Raw genomic sequence first — 23,260 nt, forward strand, 5'->3', positions numbered from 1 at the left:
AAAAACTATGAATTAAGGAGGAGAGTATGAAAAAATTAGAGCAACACTTTAAAAAACAGCGCAATGATAACGATATTCAAGTAAAGAAATATAAAGACGATCTTAATGTAATCGGCATTAGATATGACCATAAATTTGCACATGTTGCAGTTCCAAATCATGCTACCGGCGGTTTTGAATATTTTAAATGGGATTGGATGACAAGCATTACGGGTAGTCATTCAGAAATAGTACCAAGATTTAAGGAAATAGTAAGCATTTTAAAAGAAGCTCAAAGTAACCCAGCCCAGTATGAAAACTTAGTATCTAACTTGGATGCTAGTACTAAAAATGCACTTGAGGTTACTATTAAGAGTAATAATATTACTGTACCGATACAAGACACTAATAAGGTAATGTCAGAAATATTATCAGGAATGCAAACATGGCTAGATACAAAAAGTCATATCCCTGTGGACCTTAAACAAAAATTCTTAGATTTAGGTTCTAATCATTTAGAACTATTCATAAAAGCTACTTATAACAAATTTAACAATAAGTGGATAGTTAAAGAGTTTGTTGATAATGCTGTAAAAACTGGAGAAGAAGGTAGAAAATATCTAGCCGATTGTGATTGTAGTTCAACTGACCAGCTATGGACAAAGCTTGTTGAACCTATAATAGAAAACCTTAGAATAAGCGAAAATTCAACTGATAAATCTGAAGATGATGAAATATCAGAGGCTTCGGCGAATAAACTTGGAGCAAAAGTAAAGACTTTAGCACTATCTAATACTCATGAACTACCAGCACAAAAAGAAGCATTAAAGCTTGTATATGATATGAGGAAAGGTAATATAGATAAAGCAACTGTTGTTAAGAACATTAATTTTTTTGGTCAGGACGATACTGTATTAGGTGGGTCTGTAGAATATAGTGGCCTTACTATTGACCAAATCAAGGCTAAAGCAGTAGAGATTGCCGGTGATGCTGCTGCTTTAGAATAGCTTCTTAAGGTTATTCGCATTTTCTATGTCATGTCTGTCCCTAGCTAAAATGGGAATCCAGTGCTTGCCTCTGTCATAGCGTGGCTTGTCCACGGTATCTAGAAAAAATAAAATAAAGACTGGATGCCGTGGTCAAGCGCCACGGCATGACATAGTAGGTTTATCTGTTCAACAATACCTATCAATTATATTCATGATTCTTAAAAATATATCTTTACTAATAATATTATTTTTTTCAATATCAACTTTTTCTGTTGGTCATAGTCTAAAAAATATCTCTATTACTGTTGTTGCTCCGGCAACAGAAGCGGATAATAAAACCTTGTCGGATTTAAAAAATATTAATGGACTAAATTTACAAATTTCTTCTCAGTGTTTTGCTAAAGGTAAGCTACCCTTTCTTGCAAGTAGCGATGAAGTAAGATTTAATTGCCTGCGGGATGCATTATTTGATGAGTCTGATAATATAGTATGGAGTTTACGAGGTGGTTACGGCTCTGCGAGAATAATTCCCGATTTACTAAAGCTATCAAAACCAAATAAAGAGAAATTCTTTATAGGATATAGCGATATAACAGCGTTACATCTTTTTCTATCACAAGAATGGGGCTGGAAAACTATTCACGGCAGTAATATAGCCGATCTCTTAAAGCCGGAACAAGAGCAAGGTAATTTTACCAAGCTTGCTGAAATATTAAAAGGTAAAGTAAAGCAGGTTACTATAGATAATTTAGTGCCTCTTAACGATATAGCAAAATCAAGTGATCTTGTTAACGGCAAACTAACAGGCGGTAACTTAACTATGGTGCAGACTAGTATAGGAACGAGTTGGCAAATAAAGACTAAGGGCAAAATTCTTTTTTTAGAAGATGTGAATGTAGTTCCTTTTAGATTAGATCGTGCGCTTTTACACTTAAAGCAAGCAGGGTTAATTGAGGATGTTAAGGCTATAATATTTGGTTCATTTGGTAAAGATCTTGATGCCACAATGTTAGTGCTTCGTAATTTTGCAGATAGTTTAGATATACCGGTATTTAAAACAAATAGATTCGGTCATGAAAAAATTAACGATCCGATTATTTATAATACGAATAGTAAGATTATTAAAAGTAAAGAATTTAAGTTAGTGATGGGGTTGTAAGCACTATTGCGAGCAGTTGCTAAGCCGTCATTGCGAGCGACTGAAAGCCTTGTTGCATGGTTTGTTTATGTCATATTCCCGCGTAGGCGGGAATCCTAGGGTAAAGCGAGATAAATCGAGCTTTAAAAAAAGTTTTAAAGTACTGGATTCCTGCCTACGCGGGAATGACATAATTAGCCTATCGACTCAAATGCAAATAATCATTATACTTTGATAAATTCAAATCATAAGAAAAGAATTTATTTGTAATATAATGTTCAAGTAATTTTACTAATCCTGCTTTATGTCTATTTAAAGTCTCGATGCTTAAAGCTATTTCTGTTGTGTGCACATAAGGTTCGGTACTAGTTATTTTTACGTAGGCGATAGTAATATTGTTATTTATAACTGGATTCTTGCTTTCGCGGGAATAACACAAAAGGGGCTGGGGATGACATAAAAGGGACAGAGAATTACATTTCGTAAATCCGTTTTCTAGTAACATCAAACTTTCTATGATAAGTTGCGGAGAGAGTCCAAGCTCTATTTCTTTCTTAGTCGGAATAGTACCGGTCTTATAATCTAGTATAGTGATATTGTTGGATTTACTTATTTCAATTCGGTCAGCTATACCGATTATTTTTATATCTTGACCTATAATATTTAGCTGTAACTCCCCTTTAGTTTCAAAATAGATTTCTTTGCAGTTTTTTCGGCGTTCTATATCAAATAAAATAAAAGCTTTGCTGAAAGCCGTGAGTTTTATTTGCCAAGTTTTTTTTGTGTAGCTTGGTAAAATAGTGCTATATAAAATATGATTACCGATATTTATTAAAGCATTTTGTTTATCAAGCAAATTTAAATTAATATATTGTTTGTCGTAATTTTTAGAATATTCCTCTAAAACTTTATGAATCAAATTACCGAAATCCGATATTTTAGGTTCTTCCCATATATGATCTTTTTTACGTAGTCCAAGAATTTTCTTAGCATAAAAACCGTATGGGTTTCTTATTAATGTTTCTATTTCGGTTACTGATAAGGTGGTTGGGAAAGAGGGGCTGTGGATCTCAATACTCTTGTCATACCGTGGCTTGACCACGGTATCCATATAATTACTGGACCCCGTGATCAAGTCACGGGGTGACACAGAACCTTTTTCTAGCTTCAAAAATAAATTACTCGGCACTGACAGTTTCCCATCATATTTTTTAGCATTCAGTATAACTATTTGCTTGTTTTGTAGAAATAAATTGAAGTAATCTGAATATAGAGTAGGGGCAATTTCATCGTAATCTATATTTAGTATCTGCAATGCTTTCTTGCTAAGCCATGGGTGAGCTTTAGTACTAAGTGTCCAGTTTTCATTATTAAAATGCGGTAATATAATTAAGTCAAATTCACATAATGCTAAATCTTCAGGCCGTCCTATAATAATACTAGCAGCGTCGGTATTTTTGTAATATTTGATATTAGAAAGTAAAAAAGAAAAAATTTTAGGAAAATCCTTTTTATCCGTTGAATTTATATATTTACTATATGCAGTTAAATTTGTTAAAAACTCAAGTAGTTCTGCTCCTCCTTCTTTTTCCCAAATAGTAGGCAAAAGTTTTTCAGTTATTTCTTTAGTTAAGATTAGAATAGCTTGTATATTGTGTGGAGTATCGGTAAATAAAATATCTATTAAGTTACGGCAATACTCTCTTATATCCTCATTATCAAATTGTAATTGCAATAAATATTTCGGTGAGGATATAAAACGGTTTTTATTAGATAGCATTAATTCTAACTGCTGCACAGTAGGGCAGTTAATTAAAGGATTTTTAAGTAATAAAAATAGGAGTTTTAAATCAAAATTATTACATAATATGTTAATAATGGACGTTAGTAATTCACCTATATTACTAAGCCTTAAGTCATTACCTAGTAGATCTTCATATTTGTCTAAAAAATTACAATATACTCTTTTAAGCTTATTATTATTTGTAACGATTGCAATTCGTCTGTCTTTATTACGGCTACATATATAAGATATTTGTTTAGTTTCTTCATAAATGTCATTAGGTTCATAATAAGATATACCATCGCTAATCTGCTTGGAGGCAGGATTATAGTGAATTATGTAATCCTTTAATTCTTCTTCAAATCTTTTAAAAAAAACATTAGGCTTGAATATTCCGGCGAGTATTACCTGCTTATGTCCTGTTTTTATTTTTATTATTTCTTCTTGTAATAGCTTTAATTTATAAACTGCTTTAGTTTGTTTTTGAGTAAACGATATTTCTTCTTGCCATCTTAAAAAGCAATATTCTAGAAATTTATAAATCTTTTGCCAATAGTTAGAATTGTTATAGACTTCAATTAATTTTATATTGATATTATTGATTATAAGATCATTAAACAATTTTCTTAAAAGTTCTGCAGCTTTTAATGATTCATTTTTATTCAAAGGTAATTCTTTATATTCGGTGATAATTGATGATAAAATAAGTAATTCTTCTATTTTAGATATATAATCCGAATCGATTTTTTTTGAAATAAGAGAATTAAAAGGAATAATGATAGGTAATTTAATTTTATATTTATCGGTTAAAATCTTCTTTAATTCTAGACATGAGAAATTATTAGGCAATATTATTTGAACTTTTGTATCTTTACCTAATTTATCAATGATATACTCAGCAAAACTTTTCAAAAAAGAATAATCAGCAGTCATAAAATAATGTTTTTGATGATAATATAGCAGATCAAAGGTCCGAAATCTTATTTAAAATGATAATATAGTACAATAAATAATATTTGATTATTAGTTTCTTATTAAGTATCTTTAAATATATTAATTTAAATTTAATAAATAAGGTATCATATGAAAATTTTTATTATATTATTTACTATTATAGTCTCTATAATATCACGAGCTTATGCTAATAATTTAAACTCACATATAGCTTATTGTGATAATATACAAGTAGAACAACAAGAAGATTTGGTAATACAAAAATTGGTTAAACTATTTGTGACTGAAATGAATTGTATTATTAGCGGCTGTTTACAACAATGGGATGTGCAAGATAATCGGGTAAAATATTCAATTGCTTGGCAAGAACAATGTGGACCTGTAATTTATGGTCAGTATCAACTAGAAGGCAATGGTAGAGGTTCTACTTTCGTATATGAATGCTCTAAAAATTCCGTATGTTGTTGGCCGCTTGGATATGAATATAATAAAGCGTTTGTAATATGTTCATCTAATGATGTTAAAAACTAATATTTACTTACTAACTTTTACGAATTCTTTAAATAATTCTAAATCTACTCCATTATCGTTAAGATATTCAGGATGCCATTGAACGCCGATAACAAATTTATGTTTTGTTGATTCAATGGCTTCAATTATACCATCTTCTGCTGTTGCAGATACGATAAGATCATTACCAAGTTGTTTAGCAGCCTGGTGATGAGTCGAATTAACCATAGTTTGTAGCTGATTATTAGCTATTTTAGCAAGTTTAGTATTTGCTTCTATATTAATTGCATGCGAAACGATGTTTTTAGGCAAAGGTTGTGTATGATTAATTACAGTGTCAATATAATCAGGAATATGTTTAATAAGCGTACCCTTAAAAATAACGTTTAATAACTGCATACCTCGGCATATTCCTAAAACCGGAATATTTCTCTCTAATGCTTTCTTTAAAACTAATATCTCAAAATTATCACGTTCTTCATTGGAAACTACTATATCTTCGGCGTATTCCGGCTCATAAAATTTAGGATGTATGTCCTCATCACCGCCTGGCATTACAACACCATCAACAAGTTCCATAAGCTGATTTATTGTATCACTTTGATAAGGTAATAATAGCGGTACACCGCCGGCTGCAATAATCGCATCGGTATAGTTTCTTCGCAAGGCGTACCATGGAAAAGCAGCGTAAGTATATTTTTCACAATTTTGAGCTAAATCAGGTGTAACACCTATTATCGGTTTTTTATACATTTTATTATTTTTCTGTCAGCTATGTCATTCTTCATAGTACCGGACAGTTCATAAAGGTTCTATCATTGCAAGCCAGCATTTATGCTGACGTGGCAATCTCAGGAGTTTTTTTATATTATCTTATGAGATTGCTGCGTCGTTGCTAACGCAACTCCTCGCAATGATGATGACTGGGCATCCACGCAGCAAAGCCACTATTACCCCTCAATATGCGGTGGTGTTTCAAAAGTATGGAACGGTGGTGGTGAGGTAAGTGTCCACTCTAATGTGTCTGCTCCTTCTCCCCAAGGATTGTTTGGACAATCTTTGCCGTATTTTAGCGTATAGAAAACGATAAATACAAAATAAAGGGCAGCAAACATAGAAATACCTGCTCCTATCGACGAAACCATATTCCAGCCGGCGAAAGCTTCAGGGTAGTCCGGTATTCTTCTTGGCATGCCCGCAAGACCTAAGAAATGCTGCGGGAAGAAAGTTAAGTTAACGCCTATAAAGGTAATCCAAAAATGAATTTTGCCTAAAATGTCCGGATATTGTTTACCAGATATTTTGCCAAACCAATAATAAAAGCCTGCAAATGCCGTAAATAAAGCGCCGAGCGACATCGTATAATGGAAATGTGCAACAACATAATATGTATCGTGCAGAACTCTATCAAGTGCCGAATTTGATAGGATTATGCCGGTTACGCCGCCGATCGTGAATAATATAATAAATCCTATCGAAAATAGCATAGGAGTTGGGAATGTAATCGAACCACCCCACATAGTCGCTATCCAGCTAAATATTTTAATACCCGTCGGAACTGCTATAATCATCGTTCCGGCAGTGAAATATATAAGTGCATTATAAGAAAGCCCAACAGTAAACATATGGTGCGCCCATACGATAAATCCAACAAAGCCTATGATCACCATAGCCCCGATCATACCTTGATAGCCGAATATAGGTTTGCGTGAAAAAGTTGAAATAACTTGACTTATTATACCAAAGCCTGGAAGTATTACGATATATACTTCAGGATGACCGAAGAACCAAAATAGATGCTGAAATAATACAGGATCACCGCCGCCGTCAGGCTTAAAGAAAGTAGTTCCAAAATTACGATCTGTAAGTAGCATAGTAATAGCTCCACCAAGTACCGGCATCGCAAGAATTATTAGAAATGCGGTAACTAAAATAGACCAAACGAATAACGGCATCTTGAAAAGGCCCATTCCCGGAGCTCTCATATTAAAGATAGTAACGATTAAGTTAATTGATCCAAGGATTGACGATAGACCGGTTAAATGTAAACTGAAAATAGCCATATCAACGGCTGCACCGGGGTGACCGCTTAAATTACTTAAAGGAGGGTAGAGCGTCCAGCCCGTTCCTGGCCCACCGTCAACAAAAGCTGATCCCATAAGTAAAAGAAAAGCAGGCACTAGTAGCCAAAAACTGATATTGTTAAGGCGTGGAAATGCCATATCGGGAGCTCCTATTAACAGAGGTACGAAATAGTTACCAAAGCCACCGAACAAAGCCGGCATAATCATAAAGAATACCATAATAACCGCATGTGCTGTGATAAGCACGTTATATAGCTGGAAATCATGATTTAAGAAAGTGCCGCCGGGCATTGCAAGCTCTAACCTAAAAAGCAGTGAAAACAAACCTCCGACAATTCCAGCAAAAACGGCAAATATGATATACATAATGCCGATATCTTTGTGATTGGTAGAAAAAAGCCATCGCCTCCAACCGTGTGGGGTGTGGTGGCAATCGTGATAAATTTCGGTAGTAGTTATATCCATAATTATTATTCTGCCTGTTTTAATTGTTCGATATCTGCTCCAACAATTGCCGGAATATTCCGAGTGATTTTATCATAATCCCAATCCCACCATTGAATTTCAAGTAATTGCTCAACTATCTCATCAGGAAATCTATAGCTTTGCAGGATTACCGACAACAATACTATACTAGTACCCATAGCAATAGCACAAAATTTTCCTATAATCAATTTAACAAAATAAGCTCCTCTAACATTTTCATATTCAAATTTCTCAGGGTGATTAGCGTCATTGTAATAAGTGTAATCTCCGACTATTATATTTAGATTATGGATAAAATGTTTTAAAAATATCGTTTCTTTTGCTTGTTTAGGAAAAAGATGGGGATAAGGGTTATTGTGGTTAGTCATATATTAAAAAATTTAAAGTAATAGTTTTAGTTTATAAAATACTTGCGTTATAAATTACCATGCTTCTTTACCTGCTGAATCATCACTACTTAATAATTTCTTGATGTCGATTAGAATCGGTTATATCGTTTAGTAATTTATCTAGTTCAGATATTTTTGTATTATAATTTTCCATAGAACTTCTAAATATAATTAGTTAGCTACCAATTTTGGCTTCTTGCCATTCATAGCAGTCTTATTCTTGCTTGCAATCCAATTGTCGAAATCCTCTTTACTTACTACTTCTATAGCAATCGGCATGAAGCCGTGATGGATGCCACATAGTTCGGAGCATTGTCCGTAATATACGCCTTTTTTAGCCACTCTTGTCCAGGTTTCGTTTATTCTGCCTGGGACTGCGTCTATTTTAAATCCAAGTGATGGAACGGCAAAACTATGTATTACGTCACCTGCGGTAATGAGAAACCTTACGGTAGCATTTTCAGGGATAACAATTCGATTATCAACGTCTAATAATCTTTTGTGGTTAGGTTTTAAATTCTCATCAGAGATCATTACGCTATCAAATTCTAAATTATCATGATCAGGATATATATAATGCCAATACCATTGATAACCTACTACTTTAATAGTTAAATCCGTTTCGGGTATTTTTTCGGCATGACGCAATATTTTAAAAGACGGCACTGCAATAATAACTAAAATTATTATAGGTATTACAGTCCAAATTATTTCTATTAAAACATTATGTGAAAATTTTGCCGGTACGGGATTATTTTTTGCATTAAATCTGATGCATACAAAGCCAAGTAATCCGGCAACAAATAAAACAATAGCTGTTGAGATATAAAGCAGAAAATTATGAAAATGATATAATTCCTCCATAATCGGACTTGCCGGCGGCTGGAACGTTACTTGCCAAGGTAACGGCTCGGAAGCAAAGCAATTACTGCTAACAATCAAAAAACAAATTAAAGCAATAGACATTTTTCCAAATTTCGCTTTTGGAGGTAATGTATACGTCAATCCGGTACTCGAATCCTCACTTACGCTTTTGTACTCTGCGGTTCGAGGGGAAGTGTCTTCTTTAAATTCCTCTCTATAAGTTGGTTTGGAAAGATGTCTAATAATATTTTTCATAGCACATATAAAGTTATTTACATTTAATATAAATGGATATACAGTTTTATTAAAGTAAAAATCGATAAATTTTTGTAAAAACTACATATTTTTAATAATATTTGAGCTAGAAAGTTGAGCTAGAAAGTGTACCTATATTAGGATGTTGCAGTAAGTCAATAACTTCTATTACTTTCGCATTTCTTAATTTTGCTTGAATTTATTTATTAACTGAGGATCGTGCTTTGTTACGGCGATTACAGAAGGACAAATGTTTTGCACTAACCGAGCATAATCATTAAAATCTTTTAGTGTAGGTAATATAAGTACTTTATCAACAAATGTGAAAGAACTTAAAATTTTTGCTCGTTGTAATTGATTATGGATAGGTTGACGTTTTTTATATTTAATAATTGTTTCATCCGGCTCTAAAGCAACGATTAAGTATTTACCGTGTTTTTTAGCTTTGCGTAGAAATTCTATATGACCGTAATGTAATAAATCAAAACAACCGCCTACTAGAACTATTTCACTATTTATAGGACAGTTTTTATTTAAAGAAATATTCTCATAATATTCTATTTTGGGTAATTTGACAGTATTATGGCTAGATGAGCAGGACATAAGGTTTATAAAAATTAATAAAAAATTAATACAAATAGGAAAAGTCTAGGCATAATATTTATCTATATAAGTTAATAAAAATTAACTTATATTAAAAATTAAATTTTAATCAATAAAAAACTAATTAAGACAGAAATAAAACAAAATTTTACAATTTTTTATTGTAATTTGTTTGTATATAGTTCATATTATTACTAGTAATGAAAAATTGATTCAAATAATCTTCAGAGCAATTTTAATGAATGATACCGCACTATCTTATGATTTTAATGGCATATTACCATCATCTTTTATTAGTGCACGTCTCAGGAAAATCCTCACCTCTGCCTCCTTATTATTATTTATAGGATTAGTTGTTTTTGTCTCTTTTGCTGTTAATAATTATGTTAACAACACTTTATCCATAACTTTAGTACAACCTGATAGTAGTGAAGAAGAAACAATTTCATTTAAAGAAGTAGTAGTAAAAAAAGGCGATACTATAAAGTCAATTTTGATAGAACAACATATCCCTAAAAATGAAATAGACAAAATTGTAAGTTTAATAAAGGAAGGAAAATTATCTTCTGCTCTTAAAATAGGGCAGCAAATTACTTTTGAATATGAAACAAAAATTATCGAAAACGAGGATGAAGATTTAACCTCAGAGGTAGCATTCTTAAATAAAATCGTTATAATTATCGATAAGCTAAAAACTATTGAAGTAATTAGAGAAGGTGATAATTTTAAAGTTGAAGAAATTGTAGTACCTTTAAGTAAAAAAGTTGCTAAATCGTCGGTAAGTATTGAGGCAAATTTTATGTCAGCTCTTAAAAAATTGGGCTTATCGGATAACAGTATAATAGAGCTGATTAATGCTTATGCTTATCAAATCGATTTTCAGCGTCAAATAAAACGCGGTGATACTGCAACCGTAATAACGGAAAAATACGTAACGGAAGATGGTAAATTTTCCCACCACGGTAAAATTCTATATGTTTCATTAAATCTTTCAGGGAAAGAATATAATATATATCGTTATTCTCATGATAATAACGCAAATAATCATGCATTTTTTTCCGAAGACGGTAAAAGCGTAAAAAGAAGCTTACTTAAAACTCCGCTAAAAGTTATAAAAGTTTCTTCACATTACGGTAATAGAAAGCATCCGATACTCGGTTATACTAAAATGCATAGGGGGGTTGACTTTGCAGCTCCAACCGGTACGCCTATATATTCCGCAGGAAACGGAGTTATAACAGAAATAGGTTGGAAGTCGGGTTATGGAAAATTTATTCAGGTAAAACATAGCGGTACGCTATCTACTGCTTATGCGCATGCTTCAAATTTTGCAAAAAATTTAAAAGTGGGAAGTATCGTAAAACAAGGACAAATCATCGCATATGTCGGAAGTACTGGCAGAGCTACAGCTCCACATTTACATTATGAAGTTAAAATTGATGGCAAACATGTTAATCCTATGTCAGTTAAAACAACACCGGGTATAGAATTAAATGGAAAAAATTTAGAGAAATTTAAACAATTTAAAAAAGAAATAAAAACTTTAATTGTTAAGCTTGATAAGGAATTGCAAGCTGATAAAGCAGCCACAGTTTCATTGTAGAGTGAATCCTTGTCATACCGTAATCAACTTGGTGTTGTACGACTCTTATGTCATTCCCGCGAAAGCGGGAATCTAGTAAAACCTATAAAAAACTTGTTTTTTATAGGTTTATTTTATCAAATATATAATTTTGTATTAATATTAAGGTTATTTTTTCTGGATTCCCGTTTTTGCGGGAATGACATTTACAATTATGCTCCCACTATTAAAAAAACTATATCTCACATTTGCTCGTAGTAGTCGTATAATAATAACCTTAGTGATTATTGATCAGTTAAGTAAATGGTGGTTTATTGATAATTTGAGATGGAAGCCGGACTTAATGCTTAAGTTTACTTCTTTCTTAAATATGGTTTATACTTGGAATTACGGTATTAGCTTTGGTCTAATGCGTGAATATTATCAATATAGCAATGCTATTTTCTTAATAACGAACACGATTATTGTCTGTTATTTATATTATTTGATGATACGTTCAAAAACGATCGGAAGCTTTGCCGGTTATAGCTTTGTAATCGGCGGAGCTGTTGGTAATCTAATTGATAGATTTTTTAGAGGAGCAGTTTTTGACTTCATCCATTTTCATTATCAGAATTATAGCTTCCCCGTATTTAATTTAGCTGATTGCTTTATTACAATAGGAGTAATTATCTTAATAGAAGATTATTATAGTACTAAAAAAGTTATTGAAGAAAAGGCTAAAGGGAATTATGATAATGCTCAAATTGAAGCTATGGCTGAAAAAATTCGTAATACCGATAAGGGTGGTAACGATAAAATAGCCTCCTTGCAAAATTAAACTTATAGAGAGGAATTTGAAGGAAACACAGAACGCAGAACCGTAGCGTAGTAGACCTACGTGAGGATTCAAGTACCGGATTGACGTACAAATTACCTCTAGAAGTTCATTTTGCAAGGAGGCTATTATAATTTTAATTTATAGGTGTTTAAGTGAAAAAGATTTTTGTATTATTTACTGTTTTATTAATTACTTCTGCTTGTAGTAAAAAGTTAAAAGAAACCGTAGGTATATCAACAGTTGGACCTAATGAGTATCAAGTACAGCGTGCTAAAGCACTAGAAGTTCCGCCTCATTATTATTTACCTGATCCTGGGCATAGCAAAACAACTTACAGTAATGTAAAAGGACAAGGTGAATTTAATGAAGGTGAACAAGCATTAATGCAGGACATGCATTAGTATACTTGATTAACTTCAAAAATTGGCTACGTCGTTTTACAAGATCTGCGGTGCTTACGTATTAAGTATATGCTCCGCTCCTCGACTTGTAAACTCCTTGCTCTTTTTGAAGTTGATCAAGTATACCTGTTCTTGAATACTAAGACTGCAATGTTTTTTCAAATTAATTCATGAATTCTCATACAAAACAAAAAATAGGTGTTTTTGGGCTTGGTAAAACCGGTATATCGGTTTACGAGGAGTTGCAAAATAAATATGATGTAATTGTTTATGATGATTTAAAAGCAAATAGAGATATATTTGAAGAATTATATAGTAAAACTGCTATCGCTGCTTTATCTGATTCAAGATGGCAAAATTTAGATACAATTGTCTTAAGTCCTGGAATTCCTTTAACGCATGAGATAGTCAATATTGCAAAAAGTTTTAGTATTCCAATCACTTCCGATATAGACTTATTATTTGCAAAATCAAAAAACTTAAAATTTATAGCTATAACCGGTACAAACGGTAAAAGTACTACTACTGCTTTAATAAGCCATATCTTAAATAGTAGCGGTTTAGACTATCCGGTTGCCGGTAATATTGGAGTTTCTGCTTTGCAAGCTAAAGCAAGTAAGGATGGATATGTACTTGAATTGTCTTCTTTTCAGCTAGATCTAGTAAAAACCTTTACAGCTAAAATAGCCGTGCTTCTTAATATAACTCCCGACCATTTAGATAGACATCAGGATATGACCTGCTATATTGCCGCAAAATCTAAGATCTTTGATCGCATGGATCAAGAGAGTTATGCGGTAATTAATATCGATAATGATTATTGTCGTGAAGTCTTTATAAAATTGCAGCAAGAGCAGCGTATAAAGCTAATTCCTTTTTCAGTTGCTCAAATTCTTGAAAACGGTATTTCGGTAGTTGATGATAAAATTAGCGCTAATTTTTTTGATGATATAAGTTTTGAATTACAGCATAATTCAGAAAGTTTGAGACAATATGAATTTCAAGGTGAGCCTGTGGAGCCGGAGTGTATAAAAATACGTGAGCATAGGCAAGACCTGCAAAATTCGCTTGTATCAAGCTTTATGCATTATGCTGTACCTTTTAATAAAAACCTGCAAGGAGTTCATAATTGTGAGAATATTGCAGCAAGTTATGCAGTAGCTAAAATAATAGGAGTAGAACCTAAAAAAATACTTGAATCTATAAGTAGTTTTCAAAGTTTACCTCATAGAATGCAATATATCGGTAGTATAAATAATATAAGTTTTTACAATGATAGTAAAGCGACAAATGCCATATCTGCCGTGCAATCAATTAAAGCACTCGATAATATTTACTGGCTTGCAGGAGGAATTCCTAAAGAGGGTGGTATTGAGGAAATAAAGCCTTATTTCAGTCACATTAAGAAAGCTTATTTTTATGGTCAAGCTAAAGAAATATTTGCAAATACTGCTAAGAATATAGTAGATTTTATAATATGTGATAATCTTGAGCAGGCTTTCGATCTTGCTTATAAGGATGCAGTAGGTGATAACGCGGAGGTAAAAAATATCTTGTTAGCACCTAGTTGTAGCTCATATGATCAGTTTAAAAATTTTGAAGAGCGTGGCGAGTTGTTTATAAAATTGTGTAGTATCCTGTCACTCCGTGGCTTGACCACGGGGTCTAGTTAAAAATACTAAATAATATTAGTATTTTTTATTGTTTTTCTGGATACCGTGGTCAAGCCACGGAGTGACATCGAGGGTGTTTTCCGATCCATGCAATAACATTATAAATATAGCCATAATTGAATAACTATAATATGCATAACGAAATATCTAATAACTTTATAAAATTATGGTGGCGGAGTACCGATAGGCAAATAATAATTTCTTTAATTATCTTATTTGCTTTTAGTCTAATGCTTGTGACTACCTCAGGTTCAGCAGTAGCAAGTAGAATAGGTCTTGAAGAAAGTTATTTTGCATCTAGACAAATATTTTATTTAGCTGCCGCTTCAGGACTTATATTATTATTTTCATGTCTTAATAAAAAATGGTTAAGGCGTTTTGCAATAGTTGGATTTATTGCTAGTATAGTTTTATTAATAGCAGTTAAATTTTTTGGCTATGAAGTAAAAGGCGCAGTGCGATGGATTAATATTCTAGGTCTATCTATTCAACCTTCGGAATTTATCAAACCGTTTTTTGCAGTTGTTACGGGCTGGATATTATCGCTAAAATTTAATGATGATTTTCCAAGTTTTACGATTTGTGTAATACTTTATTCTATTGTTGCTATTCTCTTAATTATTCAGCCGGATTTTGGAATGCTTGTAATGATTACGGCAGTTTTTGGTATTCAACTGTTTATTGCGGGTATGCCGATACTTTGGATTGTTTTAGCCGGTTTTTTAGGAATGATAGGAGTAACTATTGCTTATTTTTGGTTACCGCACGTAACGCAAAGAATTAATTCGTTTTTAGATCCAGATAGTAGCGAGAATTATCAAGTTAGTAAGTCTCTTAAGGCGTTTGAGCATGGCGGGTTATATGGACGAGGTCCAGGGGAGGGGGTAGTTAAGCAGGTACTACCCGACTCGCATACGGATTTTATTTTTGCTGTAGCAGGTGAGGAGTTTGGAGCTATTATTTGCCTTATTGTTATAGGTATATTTGCTTTTATAGTATTAAGAAGTCTTATTAAGTTATTAAACGAAACAGATAAATTTGTACAATTCGCTGCTAGCGGTATAATTGCACAATTAGGGCTTCAGGCAATAATTAATATGGGTGTGACTTTACATTTACTTCCTACTAAAGGTATGACATTACCGTTTATTAGTTACGGTGGTTCTTCAACGCTTGCAATAGCTATCGCTACCGGTATGCTTCTTGGCTTTACAAGATACCGAACGCCGTTAAATTCGTACAAAATTCGTAATATTGAAATATGAAAAAAATCATTTTGGTAGCAGGAGGGACAGGGGGACATTTTTTTCCGGCAGTTGCTCTTGGAGAAGAATTAATTAAACGTGGCTATGAAGTTCATTTTATTACTGATTTAAGATGCAAACAATATATAAAGCAGGATATGAAAGTAATTTTTCATATCCTAGATTTAAAACGCTCAGGTAATATTTTCTTGTTTTTACCTAGGTTATCAATTGCAGTTTTAAAGGCTATTAAATTATTATATAATATGAAGCCTTCCGTTACTGTAGGGTTTGGCGGTTATCCTGTTATAGCTCCAATGTTTGCAGCAATTTTTTTAAGAGTACCGATTATAATTCATGAACAGAATTCTTACCTTGGAAAAGTTAATAAATTTTTTGCAAGCTTTGCTAAAAAGATAGCTATTTCTTATGAAAAAATAAAGAATTTACCGGAATTTGCAAAAAGTAAAATAGTAGTTACCGGTGGGGTAGTTAGAGAGAATATTAGGGAATTAAAGGTTATAGAAATGTCGTCCCGTGGCTTGACCACGGGGTCCAAAAAGTCTTTAATAAAAGCACTGGATTCCGTGGTTAAGCCACGGAATGACAAGCTTTTTACAATATTCATCTTTGGCGGTAGTCAAGGAGCTAAGTTATTTTCAGAGCTGATACCTGCAAGTATCCAATTTTTGATGCAAAAACAGCCAAGTCTTGAATTAAACATAATCCAGCAAGCGGCATTAGATGATCAAGTAAAAATAAAAGATATATACTCGAAATTAAACATTACCTATGAATTTGCTGAATTTTTTGATAATATGGCATTGCAATATAAAGAAGCCGATTTAGTGATTTCAAGAGCAGGAGCATCTACTATAGAAGAATTGACCTATATAGGGTTGCCGGCAATCTTTATTCCACTGCCTAGTGCTGCAGATAATCATCAATATTACAATGCACAATTATTGGAAGATGAAAAAACAGGATGGTGTTTAGAGCAGAATAATATTTCTGCAGGAAAATTAGCAGATAAAATACTCGAGTTGATAAGTAATCCAAAAATATTAGAGGATGCTTCACAAAATTTATTAAAAAGAAGAAAAGAAGGGCATAAGCTATTAAGTAACCTAATAGAAGAGGTGATTTAGATTTTGTTTTCCGTCATTGCGAGGAAAGACTGTAAGTTTTGACGAAGCAATCTCGTGCTAAAGTCCTGAGATTGCCACGCTCCTTTTAGTCGTTTGTAATGACGGGGTGGAGACATACAACAAGACCAAAAATACCTCAGAATAACAATAATTTAATTAAGCACATAGCAGTTCGGCTCTTTATTCTTGCAAGTTTGGCTATTATGTGGCATTAATCATATTAGACTTTCTGCATAACTTGCTTCTAAGGGTAATTTGTGCGTCGATCCGTTACTCGTATCCTCACGTACCAAAGCGTACGCTGCGGTGCTGTGTTCCGTGTCTTCTACAAATTCCTCCTTATTAGCTAAGTTGTATAGGAAGTCTAATAAAAGTTTTGGAATAATATAAATCATATGTTAAAAAAAATTATAATATTATTTTTAGGAATGTTTTTACTTTCAGCTTGTACAGATAATTTTAGAAGCTATTTTCAAAGATCAGCAAATAACAGATTGGTTGATAGCAAAGGTGCTAAAGGCGGTAAGAGAAAACCTGTATATAATAATAAATATATTACTTTGGCTAAAAAGAATATAGTAGAAGATAATCTTGATTATGATAACGATGATGACTATGATAGTGATAGTCCTTTAAGAGGAGAAAGAATCGATCCTGTAAAGAGAAATCGTGAAATGTATCTTAAGATGATTAAAAGGGATATAGCAAGGCAAAAAGCAGAAGCCGGTTTCGCTGAATCCGATGATGATATGACTTTAAGTAGAGCGAATAAAAAGGTTAGAAAAGACGATAGCGATAAAGAAAAAAAGATACAAGAGGAATTAAATCAGATAAAAGCCATGCTTAGAGAAACTAAGCGTGATATATCAAAATATACTTGTCCAAATGCTGTAGTAAATCAAAATTATGCCCCGCCCGTTACAAATTATGAGCCTGTAAATTATCCACCGGTAAAAAATAGTAAGCCGTATAATAACAATTCTAAGGTAAAGCAAAAATTTATCCTTGAAGATGATGATAACGGTAGTAATGCTTGTTCGATATAATAAGCCTATTCTTAGCTAAAAGCAGAAATCTCCAGTTTTTAGATATATACAGCAATCTCTGATATGATATATTTATCACTACCAATAGGTTTATTATTTATTAATAAAAATTAATATTTGAATATAGAAATATGTTAAATTTATTAATAGGTATATTATGAAAAGTAAACTCTCAGCAAGTACTGCTAGTCTTACCTTTATAAAAGGCCTTCAAAACCCTATTGTTACTGAAATAAAAGAATTAACAAAAAAATTACATTTTTAAAGATCAAGAGCTTGAAAAAGCTTACGGTCTGGCTTCAGATGATGTTTCTATTCAAGCAACAAGAGAACAGATATTATATGCTTTAAGAGCTGTGGAATCTACAAAACAACATTCAACAGACAAGACACAAGCATTTATTAAATGACTATGGTATTTGTGTTGCTTACTCATTTGCTAATTATAAAAGAAGCGGTAAGGACATACTAGAATTTGTATCACCTTATTTATTAGAAAACGCATCTGATATGGAATATATTAAGGCATATATTCCTGAAGCATATATAAAAGAAAGGAATAAAAATGATGCTATGGAATTGCTTGGTAAACGAGAAGTAAGAGATTATTTAGATCAAAAGTCTTATGAGTTAGTAAGCACATCGCCTGTACCGTCTACTCCTTCTACAACGGACACATTTAATTATGATAGTGATGAAATTACGGTTACTGGAGAAGAGAACACGATGCCGAATATTGAACACGCTTGATACCACTGTCACGCCGTAGCTTGTCCACGGGAGCTAGTCAAAAATACTAATATTATTAGTATTTTTAGTTATTTTCTGGATATCGTGGTCAAGCCACGGGATAACGCCGAACGAGTTTCTCGCGCCATACAACAACATTAAGATTGCCAATTTAATTCCGGATAGTTTCTAATTTCAGCTTTATAATTGCTATGCTTTAACCATTTCTTAGCTGTTTCTAAAATATAGGCAAATTATCGGTGTGATGTATAAAGAGTAAGTAATTGCAATGTGTGAGTAAACCTCCCACTACTGCAGGTCCTAGTGATCTTCTCTCTGTTCTTGTTGCTCCGACTCCAAGCGCAATAGGCATAGTTCTCATTAAGGCAGCTAGGGTAGTCATCATAATCGGTCTGAATCGTATTATACATGCTTCATAAATTGCTTCATGCCGAAGATTGATTGCCAGTTTTCTCAAGTTCTAAGGCAAAATCGATAATCATGATAGCGTTTTTCTTCACTATACCGATTAACATTATAAGTCCGACAAATCCGTACATATCAAGTTCGCTATTAAATATTAGTAGAGCGAGTAATGCTCCCAATATAGCGGTAGGTAGTCCTAAAAGTATAGTTATAGGATGCACAAAACTTTCATATAACATGCCAAGGATTATGTAAATAACTATAACGGCAAGTCCAAGCAATAAGCCAAGATCGGAAAAAGACGACTGACATGCCTGAACTGTTCCTTGGAAGCTTCCCGTAATCGTAGCCAGCATTTGTAACTCTCTTATTGCTTGATTAACTTTTGGAACGGCCATCACTAATTGAATATCTATCTTGCAGGTTAAATGATACCATAACTGAAGGTAATTGCCCGAAATGTGAAATACTAAGCGGGCCAACAGTGTTAACAATTTTAGCAAGGGTAGTTAGCGTTACTAAATTGCCGCTTGTGGAGTTAATATTGACTAAAGATAACATTGATGACTCTGTTTGATATTTAGGATCTAGCTCTAAAATAACGTCATATTGAGCTGTTGGGGTATATAATGTGGAAATCTGCTCAGCACCGTAAGCTGCATATAAGATATTCTGGGCGTGCTCGACTGATATACCGAGTTTTGCAGCCTTATATCTATCAATCTGCACTAAAGTTTATGGCTATGCTATTTGTCAATCCGAAGTTACGTTAATAAAACCTGGCAGTCGTGCGAGCTTGTCCTTTAATTTCGGTGCAAAGCTAAATAGCACATCTTGATCGAGTTCTTGCATAGTATATTGATATTGGCTTTTGGTTGCTGGTCCGTCGATCGTAATAGTAGGTACGTTCTGGATATATACCCTTAAACCTACTAAATGATTTAGTTTTGAACGTAACTGATCTATAACGGCGTCAGCTCCTATTCTTTGATCACGAGGTTTTAAGCTAATCAAAATCGTACCCTGATTTACGGCAGAGTTTCTACCTGAAACACCTACGGCAGAAAAAAATGAATCTATATTAGGATTTTTAAGTAATACATCACTTACTTGTTGCTGTTCTTGCACCATCGCATCAAAAGAAATAGTTTGAGCGGCGTCGGTAAAAACTAAGATTTGTCCCGTATAGGAATAAGGCATAAAGCCTTTGCGTACTTTCCCAAATAAATAAGCCGTTGCGATGATTACTAAGAGAAAAATATAAGCATAGTAGTTTTTGAATGCTCTACTACTGTTTTTAGACTGCTACCATATTTTTGTTTGACATATTCAAAGGCTTTTTCGGTTAGTGGTAGGTCGTTATTGCGAGGTGTCAAAGGCGCCGTGGCAATCTCGGTTGGTTGCCCTGAGAGTGCTTCGTCACTACGTTCCTCGCAATGACGATCCCTCAAAAACACATTACATAACATAGGAGTTACGGTTATCGAGATAACTCCCGAAAGCAAAATAGAGGTAGTAATAACAACGGCAAGTTCGTGCAGTAGCTTCCCTAAAATTCCGCTCATAAATAATATTGGGATGAATATCGTCATTAGGGATAAAGTCCTTGAGACGATAGTAAATCCTATTTCTTTAGTACCGTTAATACATCCTGCTATTTTACTCTCGCCTTTTTCCATATGTCGTGTGATATTTTCAAGCACTACTATTGCATCATCCACGACAAAACCCATCGCAAGCGTTAGAGCCATTAAAGACATATTATCGATGCTATAACCGAATAGATATATAAAGGCAAAAGTACCGACAACTGATAAAGGAAGGGCAATAGTCGGAATAATCACGGACCGTCAGTTATGTAGAAAGAGAAATATAGCAATCACTACGAGTATTAAAGCGAGTAGTATAGTAAAATTGGTATCATTTACCGATTCTCTGATATAGAAATTGACCTATCAAACATGATATTAATATTAATGCCCTCAGGGATTTGCCTGCGAAGCAACGGCAATACTTCTTTTATAGAGTCGACTATTTCAATAGTATTAGTAGTATCCGGTTGTTTTTGAATAGCAAGTATTACCCCCGGCTTATCCCTATACCAAGCGGCTATTTTATTATTAGCTACGCTATCAATGGCTTTCCCAATATTTTTAAGAAAAAGCGGATTACCGTTTTTATAAGTTAATATTAACTCATTATATTCTTTAACATTTTGTAATTGCCCAGGGGCTCTAATGCTTGAGTAGATATCTGTACCGTATAAAAAGCTCCGGTCGGTAAATTAACGTTAGCAGAGATGATAATGTTTGAGACTTGGTCAAGCCCTATATTATTTGCTGCCATTTTAACAGGGTCAATCTGCACACGCACTGCATATTGCTGTGAGCCGTAAACTTGTATCTGTGCAACACCCGGCAGCATAGATAAACGCTCAGCCATAATTGTTTCGGCGTAATAGTCCACGGTATATAAGGGGAAGAGTCTCAGAGGTTAAAGATAAATAAAATATAGGTGCGTCGGCAGGATTTACTTTACAATATGAGGGCGGGGTAGGTAAGTCGTTCGGTAGTTGCTTGTATGTCTTGTGCCGCTGCATCTATATTTCGGTCTAAATTAAACTGCAAAGTAATTTGAGTAGTACCGTTACTATTAACCGAACTCATCGAATCAATATCTGATATCGTTGAGCATTGCTTTTCAAGCGGTAATGCAACTGAAGATGTCATAGTAGTAGGGTCAGCTCCAGGCAAGCTTACTGAAACCGGAATAGTCGGGCAGTTGATGTCAGGTAAAACGCTTACCGGTCATATCCTATAGCCGAATGCTCCAAACAGCAAAATAGTTGCCATGAATAAAGTAGCAAGAACCGGACGCTTAATAAATATTTCTGAAATACCCAATTATTTTTTCCTGTTTTATGGATTTTTTCTGTCATACATATCGTCATTGTGAGCGACTGTAAGCAGCGTGGCAATTTCATGAAATAATGACAAACTCCTAAGATTGCTTCGTCAATTACTTTGTAATTTCCTCGCAATGACGATTTGACACTACTCCTCCCTAACACTCACCTCTGCTCTGTTAGATAATCGTAGCTGCCCGTTGGTGATTACCGTTTCTCCCTCATCTATACCGCTTTTAATAACAATAAAACCATCATTAGAAAACACTATATCTATATTCTTGACCACGGCTTTATTATCTTGATCGACAACAAACATATAAGGACCTTGATCGTTAGTTTGCATGGCTTTAGACGGAACTATTAAAGCCTATTGTTCGATGTAAATCGTTAGGGATACACGAACACACTGTCCCGGCCATAATATTTCGTTTTGGTTAGGTAGTGTTGCTTTAACTTTGATAGTGCCGCTATTTGGATAAATCGAATTATCGACAAAAACGATCTCACCGTCTTTAATTTCTTGGTCGCTTACGGTTCTAACCGTCAAAGCTAAATGATTAGATTTTTGAGATTTATTAATACGCTCGAGATATTTTTCAGGTACGGAGAAGCTGACATAAATAGGCGAGCTAGTATTGATAGTTACTAGACGCACAAAATCCGGCGATACTAAATCACCTATATCCACATTACTCTCACTAAGTTTACCATCAAAAGGAGCTACTATTTTTGAATACTCGATTTGTAAATTAGCGTCTGCAATAATTGCTTTATCGCGTTCCACGGTGGCCCTAAGCATATTCATATTAGTTAGTATCTGTCAATATTGCTCTTCCGAAACAGCTTTTTCCTCGTATAAAGCACGATATCTTGCCTTTTCTTTTATAGCATCTTCAAGGTTATAAGTATCACTTAGTAAATTTGTTTGTGCTTGCTGTAATTGATTTTGAAAAGGGCGAGAATCGATTTCATATAATCAATCACCTGTTTTTACTTCGTGTCCGTCATCAAAATTTACACTTAATATTTGGCCCGTAACTTGAGATTGAATATATCGGCACTTTGGTCAGTTTCAGCTACTCCTGCAAGTTCTATCACATCAGATACGTCTTTTCTAATAACTTGTGTTACCTCAACCGGAGCTGCTATAGTGATTTGTTTACTGCTTTTATTATGATGTTTTATTACCCAAACCACTAATATTACTATTTAGTACTAGTAATGTTATCAATATCAAATTCCGCATTAT

Annotated in this window: 26 protein-coding genes and 4 pseudogenes; 12 read left to right on the forward strand and 18 right to left on the reverse strand. The window is 33.6% G+C overall.

Annotated features, from left to right (window positions below; translation table 11 throughout):
• Positions 1-26: 26 nt before the first annotated feature.
• Together RAF_RS02820 and RAF_RS02825 are read left to right on the forward strand one after the other, a co-directional pair.
• Complete coding sequence (locus RAF_RS02820; RefSeq protein WP_012719654.1) at positions 27-986, forward strand: hypothetical protein; 960 nt, start codon at positions 27-29, stop codon at positions 984-986.
• A gap of 193 nt (positions 987-1,179) precedes the next feature.
• Entirely contained in the window at positions 1,180-2,127 is a 948-nt protein-coding gene (locus tag RAF_RS02825; protein ID WP_012719655.1) for an LD-carboxypeptidase, read from the forward strand.
• Between the two features lie 178 nt (positions 2,128-2,305).
• Here the strand turns inward: RAF_RS02825 and RAF_RS02830 are convergent, their stop codons facing one another.
• Positions 2,306-4,822: a PD-(D/E)XK nuclease family protein gene (locus RAF_RS02830; protein WP_012719656.1), complete on the reverse strand. Its 2,517-nt coding sequence runs from the start codon at positions 4,820-4,822 to the stop codon at positions 2,306-2,308.
• A gap of 150 nt (positions 4,823-4,972) precedes the next feature.
• On the opposite strand from RAF_RS02830, the gene RAF_RS02835 reads away from it, so the two are divergent.
• Complete coding sequence (locus RAF_RS02835; RefSeq protein WP_012719657.1) at positions 4,973-5,374, forward strand: hypothetical protein; 402 nt, start codon at positions 4,973-4,975, stop codon at positions 5,372-5,374.
• A 3-nt stretch (positions 5,375-5,377) separates the two neighbouring features.
• On the opposite strand, the gene RAF_RS02840 is transcribed toward RAF_RS02835, so the two are convergent.
• From RAF_RS02840 to RAF_RS02860, 5 genes are all read right to left on the reverse strand, one after another.
• Positions 5,378-6,106 (reverse strand): gamma-glutamyl-gamma-aminobutyrate hydrolase family protein, encoded by a 729-nt coding sequence (locus tag RAF_RS02840; RefSeq protein ID WP_012719658.1) that lies wholly within the window; start codon positions 6,104-6,106, stop codon positions 5,378-5,380.
• 197 nt (positions 6,107-6,303) lie between these two features.
• Positions 6,304-7,902, reverse strand: a complete 1,599-nt coding sequence (gene ctaD, locus RAF_RS02845; protein ID WP_012719659.1) for a cytochrome c oxidase subunit I — start codon at positions 7,900-7,902, stop codon at positions 6,304-6,306.
• A 5-nt stretch (positions 7,903-7,907) separates the two neighbouring features.
• Positions 7,908-8,291, reverse strand: coding sequence for an acetyltransferase (locus RAF_RS02850; RefSeq protein ID WP_012719660.1), 384 nt, complete (start codon positions 8,289-8,291; stop codon positions 7,908-7,910).
• 192 nt (positions 8,292-8,483) lie between these two features.
• Positions 8,484-9,431 (reverse strand): cytochrome c oxidase subunit II, encoded by a 948-nt coding sequence (gene coxB, locus RAF_RS02855; protein ID WP_012719661.1) that lies wholly within the window; start codon positions 9,429-9,431, stop codon positions 8,484-8,486.
• Between the two features lie 183 nt (positions 9,432-9,614).
• Positions 9,615-10,034, reverse strand: a complete 420-nt coding sequence (locus RAF_RS02860) for an adenylyltransferase/cytidyltransferase family protein (RefSeq protein WP_012719662.1) — start codon at positions 10,032-10,034, stop codon at positions 9,615-9,617.
• A 238-nt stretch (positions 10,035-10,272) separates the two neighbouring features.
• Between RAF_RS02860 and RAF_RS02865 the strand changes: the two genes are divergently transcribed.
• The 7 genes and pseudogenes from RAF_RS02865 (at position 10,273) to murG (ending at position 16,902) form a co-directional block, all read left to right on the forward strand.
• Positions 10,273-11,637, forward strand: a complete 1,365-nt coding sequence (locus tag RAF_RS02865) for a M23 family metallopeptidase (RefSeq protein WP_012719663.1) — start codon at positions 10,273-10,275, stop codon at positions 11,635-11,637.
• 193 nt (positions 11,638-11,830) lie between these two features.
• Entirely contained in the window at positions 11,831-12,436 is a 606-nt protein-coding gene (gene lspA, locus RAF_RS02870; RefSeq protein WP_012719664.1) for a signal peptidase II, read from the forward strand.
• A gap of 3 nt (positions 12,437-12,439) precedes the next feature.
• A pseudogene (locus tag RAF_RS08605) lies at positions 12,440-12,555 on the forward strand (palindromic element RPE1 domain-containing protein); the annotation flags it as partial.
• 33 nt (positions 12,556-12,588) lie between these two features.
• Positions 12,589-12,837: a DUF3035 domain-containing protein gene (locus RAF_RS02875; protein ID WP_004995830.1), complete on the forward strand. Its 249-nt coding sequence runs from the start codon at positions 12,589-12,591 to the stop codon at positions 12,835-12,837.
• Between the two features lie 170 nt (positions 12,838-13,007).
• Entirely contained in the window at positions 13,008-14,510 is a 1,503-nt protein-coding gene (gene murD, locus RAF_RS02880; protein ID WP_012719665.1) for a UDP-N-acetylmuramoyl-L-alanine--D-glutamate ligase, read from the forward strand.
• A 131-nt stretch (positions 14,511-14,641) separates the two neighbouring features.
• Positions 14,642-15,775, forward strand: coding sequence for a putative lipid II flippase FtsW (ftsW, locus tag RAF_RS02885; RefSeq protein WP_012719666.1), 1,134 nt, complete (start codon positions 14,642-14,644; stop codon positions 15,773-15,775).
• Positions 15,772-16,902, forward strand: coding sequence for an undecaprenyldiphospho-muramoylpentapeptide beta-N-acetylglucosaminyltransferase (murG, locus tag RAF_RS02890; protein WP_012719667.1), 1,131 nt, complete (start codon positions 15,772-15,774; stop codon positions 16,900-16,902). Before ftsW ends, murG begins: the two co-directional genes overlap by 4 nt.
• Positions 16,903-17,126: 224 nt before the next feature.
• On the opposite strand, the pseudogene RAF_RS02895 reads toward murG, so the two are convergent.
• Positions 17,127-17,297 (reverse strand): annotated as a pseudogene (locus tag RAF_RS02895) (palindromic element RPE1 domain-containing protein); the annotation flags it as partial.
• Here RAF_RS02895 and RAF_RS02900 point away from each other — a divergent pair.
• On the forward strand, positions 17,298-17,948 hold the full coding sequence (locus RAF_RS02900; protein WP_012719668.1) for a hypothetical protein: 651 nt from the start codon (positions 17,298-17,300) through the stop codon (positions 17,946-17,948).
• 510 nt (positions 17,949-18,458) lie between these two features.
• Positions 18,459-18,698, forward strand: coding sequence for a hypothetical protein (locus tag RAF_RS09110; RefSeq protein ID WP_041471850.1), 240 nt, complete (start codon positions 18,459-18,461; stop codon positions 18,696-18,698).
• Between the two features lie 36 nt (positions 18,699-18,734).
• Here RAF_RS09110 and RAF_RS10715 read toward each other — a convergent pair.
• The 11 genes and pseudogenes from RAF_RS10715 to RAF_RS02950 form a co-directional block, all read right to left on the reverse strand.
• Positions 18,735-18,836 (reverse strand): annotated as a pseudogene (locus tag RAF_RS10715) (permease); the annotation flags it as partial.
• Positions 18,837-18,915: 79 nt separating this feature from the next.
• Positions 18,916-19,083 carry an efflux RND transporter permease subunit gene (locus RAF_RS10330; RefSeq protein WP_041471851.1) on the reverse strand — a complete coding sequence of 56 codons (168 nt, stop codon included), beginning with the start codon at positions 19,081-19,083 and terminating at the stop codon, positions 18,916-18,918.
• 40 nt (positions 19,084-19,123) lie between these two features.
• Positions 19,124-19,501: an efflux RND transporter permease subunit gene (locus RAF_RS10565; RefSeq protein ID WP_327203432.1), complete on the reverse strand. Its 378-nt coding sequence runs from the start codon at positions 19,499-19,501 to the stop codon at positions 19,124-19,126.
• Positions 19,482-20,303: pseudogene (locus RAF_RS09780) on the reverse strand (efflux RND transporter permease subunit). The gene RAF_RS10565 and the pseudogene RAF_RS09780 overlap by 20 nt, the downstream one beginning before the upstream one ends.
• A 47-nt stretch (positions 20,304-20,350) precedes the next feature.
• Positions 20,351-20,947 carry an efflux RND transporter permease subunit gene (locus RAF_RS10335; RefSeq protein WP_083762099.1) on the reverse strand — a complete coding sequence of 199 codons (597 nt, stop codon included), beginning with the start codon at positions 20,945-20,947 and terminating at the stop codon, positions 20,351-20,353.
• An 80-nt stretch (positions 20,948-21,027) separates the two neighbouring features.
• Positions 21,028-21,354, reverse strand: a complete 327-nt coding sequence (locus tag RAF_RS10340; RefSeq protein WP_327203444.1) for an efflux RND transporter permease subunit — start codon at positions 21,352-21,354, stop codon at positions 21,028-21,030.
• Positions 21,294-21,545, reverse strand: coding sequence for an efflux RND transporter permease subunit (locus RAF_RS10345; protein WP_268738935.1), 252 nt, complete (start codon positions 21,543-21,545; stop codon positions 21,294-21,296). Before RAF_RS10345 ends, RAF_RS10340 begins: the two co-directional genes overlap by 61 nt.
• A 92-nt stretch (positions 21,546-21,637) precedes the next feature.
• Positions 21,638-21,856: an efflux RND transporter permease subunit gene (locus RAF_RS10350; protein ID WP_410524336.1), complete on the reverse strand. Its 219-nt coding sequence runs from the start codon at positions 21,854-21,856 to the stop codon at positions 21,638-21,640.
• A gap of 300 nt (positions 21,857-22,156) precedes the next feature.
• Entirely contained in the window at positions 22,157-22,354 is a 198-nt protein-coding gene (locus RAF_RS09790; protein ID WP_041471853.1) for a hypothetical protein, read from the reverse strand.
• 24 nt (positions 22,355-22,378) lie between these two features.
• Positions 22,379-22,810: an efflux RND transporter periplasmic adaptor subunit gene (locus RAF_RS07075; protein ID WP_234943928.1), complete on the reverse strand. Its 432-nt coding sequence runs from the start codon at positions 22,808-22,810 to the stop codon at positions 22,379-22,381.
• A 221-nt stretch (positions 22,811-23,031) separates the two neighbouring features.
• Positions 23,032-23,208 carry a hypothetical protein gene (locus RAF_RS02950; protein WP_041471854.1) on the reverse strand — a complete coding sequence of 59 codons (177 nt, stop codon included), beginning with the start codon at positions 23,206-23,208 and terminating at the stop codon, positions 23,032-23,034.
• Positions 23,209-23,260 lie beyond the last annotated feature (52 nt).

The sequence above is a fragment of the Rickettsia africae ESF-5 genome (assembly GCF_000023005.1).
In the GTDB taxonomy this organism is placed as follows: Bacteria; Pseudomonadota; Alphaproteobacteria; order Rickettsiales; family Rickettsiaceae; genus Rickettsia; species Rickettsia rickettsii.

What these genes read in the sequence shown, in the direction of transcription:
- RAF_RS02820 (WP_012719654.1), top strand. Translation starts at nt 27, where the DNA reads ATGAAAAAATTAGAGCAACACTTTAAAAAACAGCGCAATGATAACGAT.
- RAF_RS02825 (WP_012719655.1), top strand. Translation starts at nt 1,180, where the DNA reads ATGATTCTTAAAAATATATCTTTACTAATAATATTATTTTTTTCAATA.
- RAF_RS02830 (WP_012719656.1), bottom strand. Translation starts at nt 4,822, where the DNA reads ATGACTGCTGATTATTCTTTTTTGAAAAGTTTTGCTGAGTATATCATT.
- RAF_RS02835 (WP_012719657.1), top strand. Translation starts at nt 4,973, where the DNA reads ATGAAAATTTTTATTATATTATTTACTATTATAGTCTCTATAATATCA.
- RAF_RS02840 (WP_012719658.1), bottom strand. Translation starts at nt 6,106, where the DNA reads ATGTATAAAAAACCGATAATAGGTGTTACACCTGATTTAGCTCAAAAT.
- ctaD (WP_012719659.1), bottom strand. Translation starts at nt 7,902, where the DNA reads ATGGATATAACTACTACCGAAATTTATCACGATTGCCACCACACCCCA.
- RAF_RS02850 (WP_012719660.1), bottom strand. Translation starts at nt 8,291, where the DNA reads ATGACTAACCACAATAACCCTTATCCCCATCTTTTTCCTAAACAAGCA.
- coxB (WP_012719661.1), bottom strand. Translation starts at nt 9,431, where the DNA reads ATGAAAAATATTATTAGACATCTTTCCAAACCAACTTATAGAGAGGAA.
- RAF_RS02860 (WP_012719662.1), bottom strand. Translation starts at nt 10,034, where the DNA reads ATGTCCTGCTCATCTAGCCATAATACTGTCAAATTACCCAAAATAGAA.
- RAF_RS02865 (WP_012719663.1), top strand. Translation starts at nt 10,273, where the DNA reads ATGAATGATACCGCACTATCTTATGATTTTAATGGCATATTACCATCA.
- lspA (WP_012719664.1), top strand. Translation starts at nt 11,831, where the DNA reads ATGCTCCCACTATTAAAAAAACTATATCTCACATTTGCTCGTAGTAGT.
- murD (WP_012719665.1), top strand. Translation starts at nt 13,008, where the DNA reads ATGAATTCTCATACAAAACAAAAAATAGGTGTTTTTGGGCTTGGTAAA.
- ftsW (WP_012719666.1), top strand. Translation starts at nt 14,642, where the DNA reads ATGCATAACGAAATATCTAATAACTTTATAAAATTATGGTGGCGGAGT.
- murG (WP_012719667.1), top strand. Translation starts at nt 15,772, where the DNA reads ATGAAAAAAATCATTTTGGTAGCAGGAGGGACAGGGGGACATTTTTTT.
- RAF_RS02900 (WP_012719668.1), top strand. Translation starts at nt 17,298, where the DNA reads ATGTTAAAAAAAATTATAATATTATTTTTAGGAATGTTTTTACTTTCA.
- RAF_RS09110 (WP_041471850.1), top strand. Translation starts at nt 18,459, where the DNA reads ATGGAATATATTAAGGCATATATTCCTGAAGCATATATAAAAGAAAGG.
- RAF_RS10330 (WP_041471851.1), bottom strand. Translation starts at nt 19,083, where the DNA reads ATGATGACTACCCTAGCTGCCTTAATGAGAACTATGCCTATTGCGCTT.
- RAF_RS10565 (WP_327203432.1), bottom strand. Translation starts at nt 19,501, where the DNA reads ATGGCCGTTCCAAAAGTTAATCAAGCAATAAGAGAGTTACAAATGCTG.
- RAF_RS10345 (WP_268738935.1), bottom strand. Translation starts at nt 21,545, where the DNA reads ATGGCTGAGCGTTTATCTATGCTGCCGGGTGTTGCACAGATACAAGTT.
- RAF_RS09790 (WP_041471853.1), bottom strand. Translation starts at nt 22,354, where the DNA reads ATGCAAACTAACGATCAAGGTCCTTATATGTTTGTTGTCGATCAAGAT.
- RAF_RS07075 (WP_234943928.1), bottom strand. Translation starts at nt 22,810, where the DNA reads ATGCTTAGGGCCACCGTGGAACGCGATAAAGCAATTATTGCAGACGCT.